This window comes from Streptomyces sp. NPDC046977, assembly GCF_040644455.1.
GTDB lineage: Bacteria > Actinomycetota > Actinomycetes > Streptomycetales > Streptomycetaceae > Actinacidiphila.
The window spans coordinates 24,157-42,382 of sequence record NZ_JBEYWO010000049.1 but is presented as its reverse complement, the minus strand read 5'-3'; the positions used below and the strand labels follow the sequence as shown (position 1 = coordinate 42,382).

Here is an 18,226-nt window from a genome sequence, read left to right as displayed (position 1 = left end):
CACCGGCCCCTCCGGGCTTTCCCTTCGTTGTCACCAGCTTATCAGACTCTTTCGGGCCCGATTCCCGCCGGCGGGGATTCTTGCTTTCCTGCTTTTGCGTTCCGGCCTTTCGGCTTTCCCGCTTCACCGACTTTAGCAGATGCTTTCCGTCGGATTTACCACCCGAATACGAGGACACGCGTTTCCGCAGTGACTCGTCCCGGGGGTTGTGACAACGTACTGGAGCGGGCCGCCCCGATGCAAATCGGGGCGGCCCGCTCCTGGTGGGTCGTCAGACCTCCACGACCACAGGGAGGATCATCGGGCGCCGGCGGTAGGTGTCGGAGACCCACTTGCCGACCGAGCGGCGGATGAGCTGCTGCAGCTGCCGCACCTCGGCGACACCGTCGGACGCCGCGCGGGCGAGGGACTCCTCGACCTTGGGAAGCACGGCGGCGAATGCCTCGTCGTCGATGCCGGAGCCGCGGGCCTGGATGAACGGGCCCCCGACGAGCTTGCCGGTGCTGGCGTCCACGACGACGAAGACCGAGATGATGCCTTCCTCGCCGAGGATGCGCCGGTCCTTGAGCGAGCTCTCGGTGATGTCGCCCACGGAGAGCCCGTCGACGTACACGTAACCCGCCTGCACCTTGCCGACGACCTTGGCGACGCCGTCCACGAGGTCCACCACGACACCGTCCTCGGCGATGACGCAGCGCTCCTGGGGAATGCCCGTCGCCGCGCCGAGTTCGGCGTTGGCGCGCAGATGGCGCCATTCCCCGTGGACCGGCATGAGGTTGCGCGGCTTGCAGATGTTGTAGAAGTACAACAGCTCGCCCGCGGAGGCGTGGCCCGAGACGTGCACCTTGGCGTTGCCCTTGTGCACGACGTGGGCGCCCCACCGGGTCAGGCCGTTGATCACGCGGTACACCGCGGTCTCGTTGCCGGGGATGAGGGAGGACGCCAGGACCACGGTGTCGCCCTCGACGATACGGATCTGGTGGTCCCGGTTGGCCATGCGCGAGAGCGCGGCCATGGGTTCGCCCTGGGAGCCGGTGCAGACCAGCACGACCCGCTCGTCGGGGATGTCGTCGAGCGTCTTGACGTCGACGATCAGGCCGTTCGGCACCCGGAGGTAGCCGAGGTCGCGGGCGATGCCCATGTTGCGGACCATGGAGCGCCCGATGAAGGCGACCTTGCGGCCGCGTTCGTGGGCGGCGTCCAGGACCTGCTGGATGCGGTGGACGTGGCTGGCGAAGCTGGCCACGATGATCCGCTTCTCGGCCTTGGCGAAGACCTGCCGCAGCACCGGCGCGATGTCCCGCTCGTGCGGGATGAAGCCGGGGACCTCGGCGTTGGTGGAGTCCGACAGCAGGAGGTCGATGCCCTCCTTCGACAGCCGCGCGAACGCGTGCAGGTCGGTGAGGCGGCCGTCGAGCGGCAGCTGGTCCATCTTGAAGTCACCGGTGTGCACGACCATGCCGGCCGGCGTCCGGATCGCGACGGCCAGTGCGTCGGGGATGGAGTGGTTGACGGCGACGAACTCGCAGTCGAAGGGGCCGATGCGCTCGCTCTGCCCCTCGGCGACCTCCAGGGTGTACGGCCGGATCCGGTGCTCGGCGAGCTTGGCCTCGATCAGGGCGAGGGTCAGCTTGGAGCCGATCAGCGGGATGTCCTCCTTCTCCCGCAGGAGGAAGGGGACGGCGCCGATGTGGTCCTCGTGCCCGTGCGTCAGGACGATGCCGACGATGTCGTCCAGGCGGTCCCGGATCGACGTGAAGTCCGGCAGGATCAGGTCGACTCCGGGCTGCTCCTCCTCCGGGAAGAGCACCCCGCAGTCGACGATCAGGAGGCGTCCCGCGTACTCGAAGACCGTCATGTTGCGGCCGATCTCACCGAGACCGCCGAGTGGGGTGATCCGCAGGCCGCCCGTGGGCAGCGCGGGGGGTGGGCCGAGCTCAGGGTGCGGATGGCTCAAAGTCTCTCCTCACCACACACGCCGCATCCCCCGGGGGAATCCCCCGGGGGCACGGGACGCGTGTGACATCGTGTTTTCTTCTGTCTGGTGCTTCTCTTGGCCGGTATTCAGTTGTGAAGTCTGTGATTACAGCTGTACCCCGCCGGCGGCCAGATCTTCCTTCAGCTGCGCGGTCGCCGCCTCGCCGAGCGCGTCGAGGCCGACGAGCGGCAGTCGCAGCGGTCCGGCCGGGAGTCCCTGCCAGGCCAGCGCGGCCTTGGTGGTGATCACGCCCTGGGCGCGGAACATCCCGGTGAAGACGGGGAGCAGCTTCTGGTGGATCTCGGTCGCCTTGTGGGCGTCACCGGAGAGATACGCCTCCAGGAGGGCGCGGAGCTCAGGGGTGACCAGATGTCCCACGACGGAGACGAAGCCGACGGCGCCGACGGACAGCAGCGGCAGGTTCAACATGTCGTCGCCGGAGTACCAGGCGAGACCGCTGCGGCTGATGGCCCAGCTCGCGGCGCCGAGGTCGCCCTTGGCGTCCTTGTTGGCGACGATGCGGGGGTGCTCGGCGAGCCGGACGAGGGTCTCGGTCTCGATGGGCACCCCGCTGCGGCCGGGGATGTCGTAGAGCATGACCGGCAGGCCGGTGGCGTCCGCGACGGCGGTGAAGTGCCGGTACAGGCCCTCCTGCGGGGGCTTGTTGTAGTACGGCGTGACCGCGAGCAGGCCGTGTGCGCCGGCGCGCTCGGCCTGGCGGGCGAGTTCGACGGTGTGGTGGGTGTCGTTGGTGCCGATGCCGGCCACCACGAAGGCGCGGTCCCCGACCGCTTCCAGGACGGCCCGGACGAGCTGCTCTTTCTCCACGTCACTGGTGGTCGGGGACTCACCGGTGGTGCCGTTGACGACCAGGCCGTCATTGCCTGCGTCGACCAGGTGCGCGGCGAGGCGCTGCGCGCCGTCGAGGTCGAGAGCACCGTCCGCGGTGAACGGTGTGACCATTGCGGTCAAGACCCGGCCGAAGGGGGTCTGCGGGGTGGAGGTCGGAGCCATGAGTACAACGCTACTCGGTGCCGGTGTCCGGAGGACCCCTCGGGACCTGCGAGGAGGACTCCGGCGCTGCCTGCTCGGGGGTTCAAGCAGCACCGGAATCCGTTTCTGCAGACTAGACGAACTGCAGGAAACCCGGCAATCGGAACATTCCGGATGAGTGGCGCACCGCTACGGAGCGATCCGGCCGTTCGCGTTGAACGCACTGTGCGTGAGCGGCATGAGCTTCGCCCATTCGGCTTCCATCCGCTCCCCGACCATCTCGATCTCGCGCTGCGGGAAGGACGGCACCTTGGCCAGCTCGTGCTGGGTGCGCAGGCCCAGGAAGTGCATCAGCGAGCGGGCGTTGCAGGTGGCGTACATCGACGAGAACAGGCCGACGGGCAGCGTCGCCCGGGCCACCTCGCGGGCCACGCCGGCGGCGAGCATGCTCTGGTACGCCTCGTAGGACTGGCGGTAGGAGGCCTCCATGGCCTCGCTGACCGCCTTGTGCTGCTCGGGGGTGCCGTGCACGAACTCGTACTTCCCCGGCCGCCCCTGCTGCACCAGTTTGCGGTCCTCGCCGGGCACGTAGAACACCGGCTGCAACTCGCGGTAGCGGCCCGACTCCTCGTTGTACGAGTTGTGCACGACGATGCCGTCGGCGAGGAAGTTGTGCCACGGGCCCTCGACCGACAGGTCGTAGGTCATCTCCTCGCCGTCCTGCGCGATGGAGACGATCGGGTCGGGCAGGGCAGGGCCGGCCGCGGCGCCGTCGCGCGCCTGCGCCCGCTCCTCGGCGCTCCTGCGGGTGTGGCACTCCTCGCAGACGGCGGCCAGGTTGCGCTCGTCCAGGGCCAGCGCGAGGTCCGCGGCGACGGGGACCCGGTGGTCCAGAGCCAGTTCCTCACCGGGGAAGGACCGGGCGCACACGTGGCACGTGCCGGTCGCGCCGATCAGGCGCTCGCGCTGCCGGGCGGTCCACACCCCGATGCCGCGCTCCAGGGCCGGGGGCACCGGCGGCCGCGAGGGCTCCCGCTCGGGGCCCGCGCCCAGGACGGCGTCGCCCACGGCCAGCTCGCCGGCCTTGGCCCAGCCCTCGGGCGTCAGGACGGCATGGTCCACTGAGCAGCGCAGGACCCGGCCGGAGGACGTGGTGATCTTCAGGAGTTGCTTGGTCCCCGACTCCATCACGTCGGTGATCCGGGCCCGCCCCGGCAGCAGCGTCTCCTCGTCGTAGCAGCGCACCTGCGTGCGGCGCACCGACTCCAGGGTGCGCAGCCGGGTGCCGGGGTCCTGCTCGCGGAACTCGACGACCGCGCTCTCGGCGGCCTCCCGGCTCCCGTACAGGCCGAGGTAGTGACTCCGGTCGGTCCCGTGGACCTCCGCCCGCCAGCGGCCCGCCGCGGGGTGCCAGGTCACGCCGCCCGCGGAGGCCGGCAGCCGGTCCTCGGCGTCCAGGTGCCACAGGCGGTGCAGCTCCCTGATGCTCCTGCGGCGGAGGGTGCCGGCCTCGCTCTCCAGCGTGATCTCGGTGTCGCCGGCGAGGCACCAGCCGACGCGGTGGCGCATGAACTCGCGGAAGACGAAGATCGGGGCGCTCACGAAGAAGGTCATCGAGTTGTGCTCGAAGGGGCTGCCGTGGCGGTCCCGCATGAGGTAGTTGATCAAACCCTTGGACCGCTCGGGGTCCTTGCTGAGCTCCGCGAGGGACTGCTCGCCGGCGGTGGACACGCGAGCGGCCCACAGGACGTCGGAGTCCGAGGCACTGTGCTTGACGAGCTCGACGGTCACGTCGTCGCGGAACTGCACGGACTCTGCGGACTCCGCGAACTCTGCGGAATCGTCGGCGGGGGTGTCGGTCACCGGGGCGTCCTTCCTCTGGCGCTGTGGACGGCGACCACTTTATGGGGCGGCGCAGACGGCGCCGACAGCACCGATATCGCCGACAACGCGGCACGCGCGGCAAAGCGGCGCAAAGGCCGACGGTGGCCGACCAGCGGTGGCCCGGTCCAAGAGTCCCCTATAGCCTCACGGTGTGTCTCTGCCCTTCCTCGCCGCGGACAGCGGCCATGACGAGCACTTCTCTGACGCCGCACTCCCCCACCGGTCCGTGGACCGGTGGACGCGTCCGTACCGGCCGGGCCCCTGGCGGGTCGGGGCGGCGGCGCTGCTGCTGGTGCTCGCCTCGTACATGCTCTTCGCCGCCGTGGTCATGGGGCTCGCCGGGAGCGGGTCCGGTGTGACATGGACGGCGGGCGGCGCGGTGCTGGTGATCGCCGGCGTGCTGCGGCTGCTGCACATGGGGTTCTGGGTGAGCGCCCGGGGCGTGCGACAGGTCGGGCTGCTCCACACCGTGACGCTGCCGTGGGACCGGGTGGCCTCGGTCCGTACGGTCCAGCAGCCGGTGAAGTGGCTTGCGATGCCGCGGACCGTGCAGGGCCAGGCGCTGGTCGTCACCCGGACGGGCGGCGAGCGGCTGCGCCCGCTGCTGACGGACCACAACGCGGACTTCCTGGGCCGCACGGAGGCCTTCGACCAGGCGGCCGACGCCATAGAGGCCTGGGCCGCGGGGCCCCGCTAGGACCCCGCCGCTTCGCGGGACCGGATCGCACGCCCAACCACCCCGGGGGACCGGGGTGGTTGGGCGTGCGGCATGTGGACGGCTCCCCTCCCCGGGGCCCGGACGGGCGGGCACGGCGGTGTGACACCCACGACACGTCCCGCCGGGGCCGGCCCGACAGCCGGCCGTCATCGCGCGTTTCCCTGGGCCTGTTACGTTCCGGCGCGGCCCACGCGACGCCCTGGCGACGGCGACCGGCGGGCCGACCCCGACGAGGATCTGGAGCGACTGGTGCACGGACCGTTCGGCCCGTTCGGCCCCCCTTCCGACGCGTTCCCCCGCGACGACCGTCCGGCCCGTCCGTGACCGCCCTCCTCACCTCCGCCTCGCCGGGTCCCGCGCTGGAACTCCTGCGCGGACGCACGGTGGTGGTCAAGTACGGGGGCCACGCCATGACGGACGACGCGCTGCTCGCCGCCTTCGCCGACGACGTGGTACGGCTGCGGCACGCCGGGGTGCGGCCGGTCGTCGTGCACGGCGGCGGCCCGCAGATCAGCGCGCACCTGGAGCGGATGGGCGTGCAGGCCCGCTTCCTGGCCGGGCTGCGGGTCACGACGCCGGAGACGCTGGACGTCGTGCGGATGGTGCTGGCCGGCAAGGTGCAGCGCGAACTCGTCGGCCTGCTCAACCGGCACGGCCCGTACGCGGTCGGGCTCACCGGTGAGGACGCCCACACCCTCACCGCGGTGCGCCGCTACGCCGAGGTCGACGGCGAACTCGTCGACATCGGGCTGGTCGGGGACGTGAGCGAGGTCAACACCGGCGCCGTCGACGTGCTCCTGGACCACGGCCACATCCCCGTGGTGTCCCCCATCGGCCGCGGCACCGACGGCCAGGCCTACAACGTCAACGCCGACACGGCGGCCGGCGCCATTGCCGCCGCCCTGGGGGCCGATTCGCTGGTCGTCCTGACCGACGTACCGGGCCTGTACGCGGACTGGCCGTGCCGCGAGAGCGTGGTGGACCGGCTCACCGCCGACGAGCTGGAGACGATGCTGCCGTCGCTGGGCGGCGGCATGGGCCCGAAGATGCGCGGCTGCCTGCTGGCGGTCCGGGCCGGCGTCCGCTCCGCCCGGATCCTGGACGGCCGCGTCCCGCACGCGCTGCTGCACGCCCTGGTCGGCGGGCCCGCGGGCGGCGGCACGACGGTGCTGCCCGACTGACGGACCGGGCGCGTCCCTACGTCTGCGGCGCCTTGCCGCGCAGGGCGATCGCGCGCTGCATCGCCTTGCGGGCCCGGGGGGTGTCGCGGGCGTCGTGGTAGGCGACGGCGAGCCGGAACCAGGTGCGCCAGTCCTCGGGCGCGGCCTCGGTCTCCGCCTTGCGCCGGGCGAACACCGCGTCCGCCGAGGAACGGTCGATCCGCCCGCTGGGGGTGCGCACCAACTCGTCCTCGGGCAGCCCGCCTTCGGCCTCCAGCTCCCGGGCCAGCCGGCCCGCGTCACGCGCGAACCGGGTCGTACGGACCAGGAACCACACACCGATCACCGGCAGCACGAGGACGGACAGGCCGAGCACGACCGTGACCGGGCGGCCGTCCTGGATCAGCCACACGCCGCGGGCGCCGACCAGGGCGAAGTAGACGACGAGGACGGCGGCGGTGACGAAGTAGGTGATCTTTGCGCGCATGATGGGCGATCCGGTTCTCGGTCTTCGACTCTGGCTCTGACTCTGGCCCTCAGTCCAGGTCCATGAAGTGTTCCAGGCCGAAGGTGAGTCCCGGCGTGGAGACGACCCGCCGCACGCCGAGCAGCACGCCCGGCATGAAGGAGGCGCGGTTCATGGAGTCGTGGCGGATGGTGAGGACCTCGCCGGCGTCGCCGAAGAGGACCTCCTGGTGGGCGACGAGCCCGCGCAGCCGTACCGAGTGCACCGGGACCCCCTCCACGTCGGCGCCGCGCGCCCCGTCCAGGGCGGTGGCGGTGGCGTCCGGCTGCGGGCCGAGACCGGCCTCGCGGCGGGCGTCGGCGATCAGCTGGGCGGTACGGGCGGCCGTGCCGCTCGGGGCGTCCACCTTGTCGGGGTGGTGCAGTTCGACGATCTCCGCGGACTCGAAGAAGCGGGCCGCCTGGCGGGCGAAGCGCATCGTGAGCACCGCGCCGATGCCGAAGTTGGGGGCGATGAGCACACCCGTGCCCGGCGCGGCGCCCAGCCAGCCGCGCAGGGTGTCGAGGCGGTCGTCGGTCCAGCCGGTGGTGCCGACGACGGCGTGGATACCGTGCCGCAGGCAGAAGTCGAGGTTGCCCATGACCGAGCCGGGCGCGGTCAGCTCGATCGCGACCTGGGCGCCGTTCTCGGCCAGCGCCTCCAGCTTGTCCTCGCGGCCGATGGCGGCGACCAGCTCCATGTCCCCGGCGGCCTCGACGGCCTTGACCGCCTCCGTGCCCATACGGCCACGGGCCCCGATCACACCCACGCGGATTGTGCTCATCGTTCCTGTCCTTCGGTCGGTAGGGCTGGAGGGAGGACGCCGGGCCGGCCGGTCCGGCCGGCCCCGGCGCTCACGCCACGCAGTCGTGGAGGCGGGCCACCTGCTTGTCCTTGAGCGGGCCTATGACGGCCAGCGACGGCCGCTGCCCGAGCACGTCCCGGGCGACCGCGCGGACCTCCTCGGGGGTCACCGCGGCGATCCGCTCCAAGGTGGCGTCCACCGACATCTGCTCGCCCCAGCACAACTCGCTCTTGCCGATACGGTTCATCAGGGCGCCGGTGTCCTCCAGGCTGAGCACGGTCGAGCCGGAGAACTGGCCGACGGCGCGCCGCAGTTCCTCGTCGTCCAGGCCGTGCTCGGCGACCTGCTGGAGTGCCTCGCGGCAGATCTTCAGCACCTCGGGCACCCGGCGCGGCTGGCAGCCCGCGTAGACGCCGAACAGGCCGCTGTCGGCGAAGGACGAGGTGTAGGAGTACACGCTGTAGGCGAGGCCGCGCTTCTCGCGGACCTCCTGGAACAGCCGTGAGCTCATCCCGCCGCCGAGCGCCGTGTTGAGCACGCCCAGCGCCCAGCGCCGATCGTCGTGCCGGGACAGGCCGGGCATGCCGAGCACCACATGGGCCTGCTCGGTGCGCCGTTCCAGCACCTCCACATGGCCGTGGCTGCGCAGGGTCTTGCTGCCGCCGCGCGGCGGCCGGGGCACGGCCTCGGGGTCGCGGAGCGCGCCCGCGCCCTCGAAGGCCTCGCGCACCTGCCGGACGACGGCCTCGTGGTCGATGTTGCCCGCCGCGGCCACGACGAGCCTGGTGGGGTCGTAGTGCTTCTTGTAGAAGCGGTGCACCTGGTCGCGGGTGAGGGCGTTGATGGTCTCGACGGTGCCGAGCACGGGGCGGCCCAGCGGGGAGTCGCCCAGCAGCGCGGTGGCGAACAGGTCGTGCACCTGGTCGCCGGGGTCGTCCTCGGTCATCGCGATCTCCTCCAGGACGACGCCGCGTTCGGCGTCGATGTCCTCCTGGCGGATGAGCGAGCCGGTCAGCATGTCGCAGACCACGTCGATGGCGAGCGGCAGATCGGTGTCGAGGACACGCGCGTAGTAGCACGTGTACTCCTTGGCGGTGAACGCGTTCATCTCGCCGCCGACCGCGTCGACCGCGGAAGAGATCTCCAGCGCGCTGCGCCGTGCCGTGCCCTTGAAGAGCAGGTGCTCCAGATAGTGCGTGGCGCCGTTCAGGGCCGGGGTCTCGTCGCGGGAACCGACGGCGGCCCAGATCCCGAAGGTCGCCGAACGCACGGTGGGCAGCGTCTCGGTGACGACGCGCAGCCCCCCGGGCAGGACGCTGCGGCGCACGGTGCCGATGCCGTCGAGGCCGGGGAGCAGGGTCTGCGTGCGGACGGCCCGCCCCTTGGTGGAGGGGCGGGCCGTCACGCGTGTGGAGCGGTCGGTCACTGCTCGGACGCGTCCTCGGACTTGTCGTCGGCAGCGGCGTCGGCGCCGGCACCGTCTTCGTTCTCTTCACCCTCGACGACGGGGATCAGCGAGAGCTTGCCGCGCTGGTCGATCTCGGCGATCTCGACCTGGACCTTGGTGCCCACGGGGAGGACGTCCTCGACGTTCTCCACGCGCTTGCCGCCGGCCAGCTTGCGGATCTGCGAGATGTGCAGCAGGCCGTCCTTGCCCGGGAGCAGGGAGACGAAGGCACCGAAGGTGGTGGTCTTCACGACCGTGCCCAGGTAGCGCTCGCCGACCTCGGGCATCGTCGGGTTGGCGATGCCGTTGATGGTCGCGCGGGCGGCCTCGGCGGACGGGCCGTCGGCGGCACCGATGTAGATGGTGCCGTCGTCCTCGATCGTGATCTCGGCGCCGGTGTCCTCCTGGATCTGGTTGATCATCTTGCCCTTGGGGCCGATGACCTCACCGATCTTGTCCACCGGGATCTTGACGGTGATGATGCGCGGGGCGTTCGGCGACATCTCGTCCGGAGTGTCGATCGCCTCCATCATCACGTCGAGGATGTGCAGACGCGCGTCGCGGGCCTGCTTGAGGGCCGCGGCCAGGACCGACGCCGGGATGCCGTCGAGCTTGGTGTCCAGCTGGAGCGCTGTGACGAACTGCTTGGTGCCGGCGACCTTGAAGTCCATGTCGCCGAACGCGTCCTCCGCACCGAGGATGTCGGTGAGGGTGACGTAGTGGGTCTCGCCCTCGATCTCCTGGGAGATCAAGCCCATGGCGATACCGGCGACGGGGGCCTTCAGCGGCACACCGGCGTTCAGCAGCGACATGGTGGAGGCGCAGACCGAGCCCATCGACGTGGAGCCGTTGGAGCCCAGCGCCTCGGAGACCTGGCGGATCGCGTAGGGGAACTCCTCGCGGGTCGGCAGGACCGGCAGCAGCGCCCGCTCGGCGAGCGCGCCGTGGCCGATCTCGCGGCGCTTGGGGGAGCCGACGCGGCCGGTCTCACCGGTGGAGTACGGCGGGAAGTTGTAGTTGTGCATGTAGCGCTTGCGCGTCTCGGGCGCCAGCGTGTCCAGCTGCTGCTCCATGCGCAGCATGTTCAGCGTGGTGACGCCCAGGATCTGGGTCTCGCCGCGCTCGAACAGCGCCGAACCGTGCACGCGCGGGATCGCCTCGACCTCGGCGGCCAGGGTGCGGATGTCGGTGACACCGCGGCCGTCGATGCGGACCTTGTCCTTGATGACGCGGGCGCGGACCAGCTTCTTGGTCAGCGAGCGGTAGGCGGCGGAGATCTCCTTCTCGCGGCCCTCGAACTGCGGCAGCAGCTTCTCGGCGGCGAGCGCCTTCACGCGGTCCAGCTCGGTCTCGCGGGCCTGCTTGCCGGCGATGGTCAGCGCCTGCTTGAGCTCGTCCGCGACGGCCGACTCCAGCGCCTCGAACACGTCGTCCTGGTAGTCCAGGAAGATCGGGAACTCGGCGGTCTCCTTGGCGGCCTTGGCCGCCAGGTCGGCCTGCGCCTTGCACAGCACCTTGATGAACGGCTTGGAGGCGTCCAGGCCGGCCGCGACGATCTCCTCGGTCGGCGCCTCGGCGCCGCCCTCGACCAGCTTGATCGTCTGGGTGGTGGCCTCGGCCTCCACCATCATGATCGCGACATCGCCGTCCTCGAGGGTGCGGCCGGCGACGACCATGTCGAAGACGGCTTCCTCCAGCTCGCTGTGCGTCGGGAAGGCGACCCACTGGCCGCGGATCAGCGCGACGCGGACGCCGCCGATCGGGCCGGAGAACGGCAGGCCGGCCAGCTGCGTGGAGCAGGAGGCGGCGTTGATGGCGACCACGTCGTAGAGGTGGTCGGGGTTGAGCGCCATGATCGTCGCCACGACCTGGATCTCGTTGCGCAGGCCCTTCTTGAAGGACGGGCGCAGCGGGCGGTCGATCAGACGGCAGGTGAGGATCGCGTCCTCGGAGGGACGGCCCTCGCGACGGAAGAAGGAGCCGGGGATCCGCCCGGCCGCGTACATGCGCTCCTCGACGTCCACCGTGAGGGGGAAGAAGTCGAGCTGGTCCTTCGGGTGCTTCGAGGCGGTGGTGGCCGACAGCACCATGGTGTCGTCGTCCAGGTAGGCCACGGCCGAGCCGGCGGCCTGGCGGGCCAGCCGGCCCGTCTCGAAGCGGATCGTACGGGTGCCGAAGCTGCCGTTGTCGATCACGGCTTCGGCGTAGTGGGTCTCGTTCTCCACTATGGGGATTCTCCTCTTTCGTGCCGCCGGGCGTCTTCCCGGTGGCCGTCGGTGGAGGGGCGTCCCGCCGGGCCGGTCTTCGATCGAAGCCACCGGGACGTATGTGCTGCCCGGCGGCCACTACCGAGGACCGGCTCTGGTGGCGCTTAGGAGGACGCTCCCTCCGCATGCTCTATGGCGTTGTGTATGGGACCAGCCTACAAAGCTTCGGCCCCGCTCTCGCGCCCAGCGCGGTACCCCACGTACGCCAAGGGAGCGGCTCCCGTACGGGAACCGCTCCCTCTACGGCGTCTCAGCGGGCGCCGGCCGCACCGCGGCGGATGCCGAGGCGGTCGACGAGCGCGCGGAAGCGCTGGATGTCCTTCTTGGCCAGGTACTGCAGCAGACGGCGGCGCTGGCCGACCAGGATCAGCAGACCACGACGGGAGTGGTGGTCGTGCTTGTGGGTCTTGAGGTGCTCGGTGAGGTCCGAGATGCGGCGCGAGAGCAGCGCAACCTGGACCTCGGGGGAGCCCGTGTCGCCCTCCTTGGTGCCGAACTCGGCGATGATCTGCTTCTTCGTCGCGACGTCGAGCGACATACGGTCTCCTAGTGTGTCGATGCCTTCGAGCGCCCCTGGTCTGTGTCACAGGGGAAACTGCGATGACTCAAAAGGCGGGACGCGCCGCACGGGGGCAGACGCATCGGTTACACAGAGTACCACCCCGGGCCCGGTGCGATGTCCGGATCCGGGGTGGCGGGCACCACGTGTGAGCGGCGGCGCGGCGGGACCGGCCCGCACGGCGTGGCGGCCTCAGCCGCTCGTCATCCCGCGGGCCTTGGCGTACAGGTCGAGCACGGCGAGGCAGATCGGGATCAGCGAGAGCAGCACCGCGGCCTCGGTCAGGTCCAGCATCCGCCCCCAGAAGGGGGTGACGCCCTTGTTGGGGACGATCAGGGCGATCGCCACCAGGAGGGCGGCGCCCAGTGCCACCGCGGCCGACAGCCACACGGTGCGGATGTCGAGCGAGGAGTGGTTGCCGCGCATCAGGTCGGTGAGGATGCCGGACGGCAGGTTGAGCGCGAGCCCGGCGACCAGCAGGCCGATCGTGACGACGCCGGCGACCATCAGCGTCACGACCTGCGAGGTGTAGCGGAACAGCCGGGCGCGCATCAGCGTCGCCAGGCCCGTCACCAGGGCGAGCAGCTGCGCCCAGGCGCTGTCGGAGAAGCCCAGCACGACACCGGCGGAGCCGACGATCGCGGCGGAGCAGCCGGCGACCAGGCCGAGCAGCAGCTCGTGGCCGCGGCGGGCCTGGTTGGTGATGAGCGCGAAATCGACCGGCTCCTCCTCGCCCTGCCGCTCGGCGTCCCCGCGGTGCCGCATGGCGACCTGGTCGGGCGAGCGGAAGCCGATCGGCAGCCGCGCGAACCGCGCCGACCAGCCGGGCAGGAACCCGACGACGGCGATCATGACGACGGCCGTGACGGCGGCCGCCTCGCGCGGCGCGGCCTCGGTGAGGATCGCCACGAAGGTGGCGAGGGTGCCGACGCCCGCGGTGAACGACGCCGCGACGAACGGGGCGTCACCCTGCGGCAGCAGCAGGACGAGCAGCACGGACGCGGTCAGCACCACGACGCAGCCGATGAGGAAGTGCAGCCGGCCCGGGCCCTCGCCCTTGTCGACGCCCATCACGCCGGAGCCGGCGACCAGCAGCAGAGGCAGCGAGGCGAGGCCGAGTGCGACGGCGGAGTGCCGGTCGTCGTACACCCGCGCGCGCACGCCCGCCAGCGCGACCAGCACCAGGCCCGCGGCCCCGGCGAGCACACCGGGCAGGCCGTGCATGTCGTGCTCGACCGGCTCGGAGAACCACAGCACGAAGGCCATCAGGACGAGCAGGACCACGCCGGCGGTGAGGCCGACACCGCGCATCAGTGCGTCGTTCCAGCTGCGCCGGTCGGTCTGCACGGCGGCGGCGACCGCGTCGACCACGTCGTCGAAGACGGCGGGCGGCAGCGAGTCGGCGAAGGGACGCAGGAGGAGCAACTCACCGTCGTGAACGCGCTGTTCGGTCAGGGAGAGGGTGTCGTCGAGCACCCTTCCGTCCCTGCGGACCAAGTTGTACCCGGTGGGTGCGGCTTCTTCCGGGGTCTGGCCCGACAGGCGCAGGATCTCCGGATAGATGTCGGAGAGCGGCACGTCCTCCGGGAGTGCCACGTCGATCCGGCTGTTCGGCGCCGCCACCGTGACTCTGCAGAATCCGGTTGCTGAGACCGTGCTCACCTGGAGTTGTCCCCCTCGTCCGACGGTGGGTGGTTTGGGGTGGCAGTGACGCGGCCGTCCAGGGTCGGACCCCCGTCCGCGCTGCGCGATCCGTCACCCTACCCCGTGCCCCACGCCCCTTGCCCCCCACCCGACCCACTGCCTCGCGGCTGTCATGCCCAGTAGGATCGCCACCTGCCTGTGGTCCAACACCCGTCCCCGCAGGGGCCGGTGCGCGACCGGGACGTGCCATACGGGGGACCGTCGCCACGGGGGCGGCCCGAAACTGCGATTCGCGTGAAGGACTGGTGCATCGGTGAGCGTGGTCGTCGTCAAACGCCCGCCGCGGGTATACCCGCCGGAGGTGCCGAGTGAGGAGGTACGGCTCGTCGCGCCGCCCGAACTGCCGCGCGGCGAGGACCAGGGCCTGCTGATGAACCTGCTGCCCATGCTCGGCATGGGCTCGTCGGCCGCCTTCTTCTTCCTGCCCACGGGGAGCGGGGGCTCCGGCGGGTTCATGAAGATCATGGGTGTGCTGATGATGGGCTCCACCCTCGCGATGGTGGTCGCCCAGATCGTCCGCTCCCGCAAGGGCCCGTCCGGCCAGATGGCCGAGGCCCGCCGCGACTACCTCAAGTACCTGGCGCAGGTGCGCCGCGGGGTCCGCAAGACCGCCCGCAAGCAGCGTGACGCACAGTATTACCTGCACCCCGCTCCCGAGCAGCTGTGGGCGCTGGTCGCCGAGGGCTCGCGGGTGTGGGAACGCCGCGCCTCCGACGCCGACTTCGCGCAGGTGCGGGTCGGGCTCGGCCCGCAGCAGCTGGCCACCCCGATCGTCGCGCCCGAGACCGCCCCGGTCGACGAACTGGAGCCGCTGACCGCGCACTCGATGCAGCAGTTCATCGCCGCGCACGGCTCGCTGGACAACCTGCCGCTGGCGGTGGGGCTGCGCTCCTTCTACCACGTGACGATCTCCGGCGACCCGGACACCGTCTACGGCCAGACCCGGTCCGTCGTCGGCCAGTTGTGCTCCCTGCACTCCCCCGAGGACCTGGTCGTCGCCGTGGTCGCGGCGCCCGGCGCCCAGTCGGAGTGGGAGTGGACGAAGTGGCTGCCGCACGCGCAGCACAAGGAGCAGGACGGCGCGGGTTCGCGCCGGCTGGTCTGCGGCGATCTCGGCGAGGCCGAGGAACTGCTCGCCGACGAGCTGGACGGCCGGCCGCGCTTCAACCGCGACGGCCAGACGGTCCTGGACCAGCCGCACGTGGTGATCGTGCTCGACGGCGGCGGCGTGCCCGCCGACTCGGTGATCGCCTCGGCCGAGGGCCTGCAGGGCGTGACGATCCTGGAGGTCGTGCCCGGCGAACTCGACGAGATGCGCGGCTCGCTGTCCATCCAGGTGTGGCGCGACCAGCTCTACTTGGAGGCCGGCTCCGGCACCTTCGTCGGCACCCCGGACGTGCTGTCCCCCGTACAGGCGGAGTCGCTGGCCCGGCAGCTGGCGCCGCTGCGCCTGGGGGCGGCCGACGCCGACGAGCCGCTGCTGGCGAACCTGGACTTCACCGACCTGATGGGGATCGGCGACGCGTCCTCCGTGGACGTCTCGCGGACCTGGCGGCCGCGGACCCTGCACGAGCGGCTGCGCGTGCCGATCGGCCTCGGCGAGACCGGCGAGGCGGTCATGCTGGACGTCAAGGAGGCCTCGCAGGAGGGCATGGGCCCGCACGGCCTCTGCGTCGGCGCCACCGGTTCCGGCAAGTCGGAGCTGCTGCGCACGCTGGTGCTGGGCCTGGCGGTCACCCACTCCTCGGAGACGCTGAACTTCGTCCTGGCGGACTTCAAGGGCGGCGCCACCTTCACCGGCATGGGCACCATGCCGCACGTGTCGGCGGTCATCACCAACCTCGCCGACGAGCTGACCCTCGTCGACCGCATGCGCGACTCCATCACCGGTGAGCTCACCCGCCGCCAGGAACTGCTGCGGCAGTCCGGCAACTACGCCAACATCACGGACTACGAGAAGGCCCGCGCGGCGGGCGCGGCACTGGACCCGCTGCCCTCGCTCGTCCTGATCATCGACGAGTTCTCCGAACTGCTCGCCGCCAAGCCCGACTTCATCGAGATGTTCATCCAGATAGGCCGCATCGGCCGGTCGCTGGGTGTGCACATGCTGCTCGCCTCGCAGCGCCTGGAGGAGGGCAAGCTGCGCGGCCTGGACACCTTCCTGTCCTACCGCATCGGTCTGCGCACCTTCTCCGCCGCCGAGTCCCGCACGGCGATCGGCGTGCCGGACGCTTACCACCTGCCCAACGTGCCCGGCGCGGGCATCCTGAAGTACGGCACCGACACCATGGTGCAGTTCAAGGCCGCGTACGTCTCCGGCACCTACCGCGCGCCCGGCACCCGGACGGCGAACGGCGCCCGCATCGACCGCTCCCCCGTGCTGTTCACCGCGGCGCCGGTGCCGCTGCGCATCCTCACCGAGCCGGAACCGCAGCCGCGCTCCGGCCAGGTGGACGACGCGCTGGCCGACACCGTCCTCGACGTGATCGTGGGCCGCCTCGAAGGGCAGGGCCCGCCCGCCCACCAGGTGTGGCTGCCGCCGCTGGACGAACCGTTCAGCGTCGACCAGGTGCTGCCGCCGCTGACGGTGAGCGCCGAGCGCGGTCTGCACGCCGAGGGCTACACGGCCACCGGCAAGCTCGCGGTGCCGGTCGGCCTGGTCGACAAGCCCTTCGAGCAGCGCCGCGACGTGATGTACGCCGACCTGTCGAGCTCCGGCGGCCACGCGCTGGTCGTCGGCGGCCCGCAGTCCGGCAAGTCCACCCTGGTGCGCTCGCTCATCGCGTCCTTCGCGCTGACCCACACTCCGAATGAGGTCCAGTTCTACGCGCTGGACTTCGGCGGCGGCGGCATGCTGGCGCTGGACGGGCTGGCGCACGTCGGCGGGGTCGCCTCCCGGCTGGACGCGGAGAAGGTCCGCCGCACGGTCGCCGAGGTGCACGGCATCCTCAATGCGCGCGAGGAGTTCTTCCGCAGCAACGTCATCGACTCCATGAACACCTTCCGCTCCCGGCGGGCGGCCGGGCACTTCCCGGACCAGCCGTGGGGCGACGTGTTCCTGGTCATCGACGGCTGGGGCACGTTCAAGACCGACTACGAGCAGCTCGACCCGGTCATCAACGACATCGCCACCCGCGGCCTCGGCTTCGGCATCCACCTGATCGTCACCGCCACCCGCTACACCGAGATCCGGCCCGCGCTGCGCGACCAGATCCTCAGCCGGCTGGAACTGCGGCTCGGCGACCCGATGGAGTCCGAGTTCGACCGCCGGCGCGCCGAGAACGTGCCGGTCGGCAAGCCCGGGCGCGGGCTGTCCCCGGAGAAGCTGGACTACCTGGCGGCGCTGCCGCGCATCGACGCCTCCTCCGCCGTGGAGGACCTGTCCGAGGGCATGGCGCAGTTCGTCGCCCAGGTCAACGCCAACTGGCCGGGGCCGGTCGCACCGAAGGTGCGGATGCTGCCGACGATGCTCCCGGCGACCGAACTCCCCAAGGGCGGCGACTTCTCCGACCGCGGCATCGCGATCGGCGTCGACGAGCTCACGCTCTCCCCGGTGTTCGTGGACTTCGAGACCGATCCGCTGATGGTGGTCTACGGCGAGAGCGAGTCCGGCAAGTCCTCGCTGCTGCGGCTGATCGCCAAGCAGGTCAGCGAGCGCTACGAGCCCGGCAAGGCGCTGTTCGTGGTCTCCGACTTCCGCCGGGCGCTGCTCGGCCAGGTGCCGGAGAGCCACATGTACAAGTACTGCGCCTCGGGCCCGCAGTTGCAGGAGGTCATGGAGTCGCTTGCCGGCTCGATGGGCCGCCGGATGCCCGGCCAGGACGTGACGCCCGAGCAGCTGCGCAACCGCAGCTGGTACACCGAGCCGGACGCGTGGGTCTTTGTCGACGACTACGACCTGGTCGCGACCTCCATGGGCAACCCGATGCAGGTGCTGATGGAGTACCTGCCGTTCGCCCGCGACCTGGGCCTGCGCATCATCCTGTCGCGCAGCACGTCGGGCGCCTCGCGGTCCTCCTTCGAGCCGTTCCTCACCCGGACGAAGGAACTCGGCGCGACCGGGATCGTCCTGTCCGGCGACCCGGGCGAGGGCCCCGTCTTCGGCAGCACCAAGGCGGTCAAGCTGCCGCCGGGGCGGGCGCAGTTCCTCACCCGGCGGCGCGGCAACCAGCTGATCCAGACCGGGTTCCTGCCGGAGAGCTGACG

At 71.2% G+C, this 18,226-nt stretch carries 11 protein-coding genes and 3 pseudogenes; 3 read left to right on the top strand and 11 right to left on the bottom strand.

Annotation, left to right across the window (positions count from 1 at the left end):
* Positions 1-271: 271 nt before the first annotated feature.
* The 5 genes and pseudogenes from ABZ883_RS40070 to ABZ883_RS40050 form a co-directional block, all read right to left on the bottom strand.
* Positions 272-1,957: a ribonuclease J gene (locus tag ABZ883_RS40070; RefSeq protein ID WP_360916177.1), complete on the bottom strand. Its 1,686-nt coding sequence runs from the start codon at positions 1,955-1,957 to the stop codon at positions 272-274.
* Between the two features lie 126 nt (positions 1,958-2,083).
* Positions 2,084-2,992: a 4-hydroxy-tetrahydrodipicolinate synthase gene (dapA, locus tag ABZ883_RS40065; protein WP_360916174.1), complete on the bottom strand. Its 909-nt coding sequence runs from the start codon at positions 2,990-2,992 to the stop codon at positions 2,084-2,086.
* A gap of 168 nt (positions 2,993-3,160) precedes the next feature.
* Positions 3,161-3,610 (bottom strand): annotated as a pseudogene (gene thyX, locus ABZ883_RS40060) (FAD-dependent thymidylate synthase); the annotation flags it as partial.
* Between the two features lie 3 nt (positions 3,611-3,613).
* Positions 3,614-4,540, bottom strand: a pseudogene (locus ABZ883_RS40055) (HNH endonuclease); the annotation flags it as partial.
* Positions 4,520-4,834 (bottom strand): annotated as a pseudogene (locus ABZ883_RS40050) (FAD-dependent thymidylate synthase); the annotation flags it as partial. The pseudogenes ABZ883_RS40050 and ABZ883_RS40055, both read right to left, overlap by 21 nt.
* Positions 4,835-5,006: 172 nt before the next feature.
* Between ABZ883_RS40050 and ABZ883_RS40045 the strand changes: the two are divergent.
* Together ABZ883_RS40045 and argB are read left to right on the top strand one after the other, a co-directional pair.
* Complete coding sequence (locus ABZ883_RS40045) at positions 5,007-5,552, top strand: hypothetical protein (protein WP_360916171.1); 546 nt, start codon at positions 5,007-5,009, stop codon at positions 5,550-5,552.
* Positions 5,553-5,893: 341 nt separating this feature from the next.
* A complete protein-coding gene (gene argB, locus ABZ883_RS40040; protein WP_360916168.1) occupies positions 5,894-6,754 on the top strand; it encodes an acetylglutamate kinase in 861 nt (286 codons plus the stop codon).
* A 16-nt stretch (positions 6,755-6,770) separates the two neighbouring features.
* On the opposite strand, the gene ABZ883_RS40035 is transcribed toward argB, so the two are convergent.
* The 6 genes from ABZ883_RS40035 to eccD form a co-directional block, all read right to left on the bottom strand.
* Positions 6,771-7,220 (bottom strand): hypothetical protein, encoded by a 450-nt coding sequence (locus ABZ883_RS40035; RefSeq protein ID WP_360916165.1) that lies wholly within the window; start codon positions 7,218-7,220, stop codon positions 6,771-6,773.
* Positions 7,221-7,269: 49 nt separating this feature from the next.
* On the bottom strand, positions 7,270-8,022 hold the full coding sequence (gene dapB, locus ABZ883_RS40030; protein WP_360916162.1) for a 4-hydroxy-tetrahydrodipicolinate reductase: 753 nt from the start codon (positions 8,020-8,022) through the stop codon (positions 7,270-7,272).
* 70 nt (positions 8,023-8,092) lie between these two features.
* On the bottom strand, positions 8,093-9,469 hold the full coding sequence (locus ABZ883_RS40025) for a pitrilysin family protein (protein ID WP_360916159.1): 1,377 nt from the start codon (positions 9,467-9,469) through the stop codon (positions 8,093-8,095).
* Positions 9,466-11,715, bottom strand: coding sequence for a polyribonucleotide nucleotidyltransferase (locus ABZ883_RS40020; RefSeq protein WP_360916156.1), 2,250 nt, complete (start codon positions 11,713-11,715; stop codon positions 9,466-9,468). Before ABZ883_RS40020 ends, ABZ883_RS40025 begins: the two co-directional genes overlap by 4 nt.
* A gap of 292 nt (positions 11,716-12,007) precedes the next feature.
* Positions 12,008-12,295, bottom strand: a complete 288-nt coding sequence (gene rpsO, locus ABZ883_RS40015; protein ID WP_018562610.1) for a 30S ribosomal protein S15 — start codon at positions 12,293-12,295, stop codon at positions 12,008-12,010.
* A 213-nt stretch (positions 12,296-12,508) separates the two neighbouring features.
* Positions 12,509-13,978, bottom strand: a complete 1,470-nt coding sequence (gene eccD / locus ABZ883_RS40010; RefSeq protein ID WP_360916152.1) for a type VII secretion integral membrane protein EccD — start codon at positions 13,976-13,978, stop codon at positions 12,509-12,511.
* A 295-nt stretch (positions 13,979-14,273) separates the two neighbouring features.
* Here eccD and eccCa point away from each other — a divergent pair, with 295 nt between their 5' ends.
* Positions 14,274-18,224: a type VII secretion protein EccCa gene (gene eccCa / locus ABZ883_RS40005; protein ID WP_360916149.1), complete on the top strand. Its 3,951-nt coding sequence runs from the start codon at positions 14,274-14,276 to the stop codon at positions 18,222-18,224.
* Positions 18,225-18,226 lie beyond the last annotated feature (2 nt).

Excerpts from the sequence above, each read along its gene's own strand:
- dapB (WP_360916162.1), bottom strand. The coding sequence starts at position 8,022 with ATGAGCACAATCCGCGTGGGTGTGATCGGGGCCCGTGGCCGTATGGGC.
- dapA (WP_360916174.1), bottom strand. The coding sequence starts at position 2,992 with ATGGCTCCGACCTCCACCCCGCAGACCCCCTTCGGCCGGGTCTTGACC.
- ABZ883_RS40035 (WP_360916165.1), bottom strand. The coding sequence starts at position 7,220 with ATGCGCGCAAAGATCACCTACTTCGTCACCGCCGCCGTCCTCGTCGTC.
- rpsO (WP_018562610.1), bottom strand. The coding sequence starts at position 12,295 with ATGTCGCTCGACGTCGCGACGAAGAAGCAGATCATCGCCGAGTTCGGC.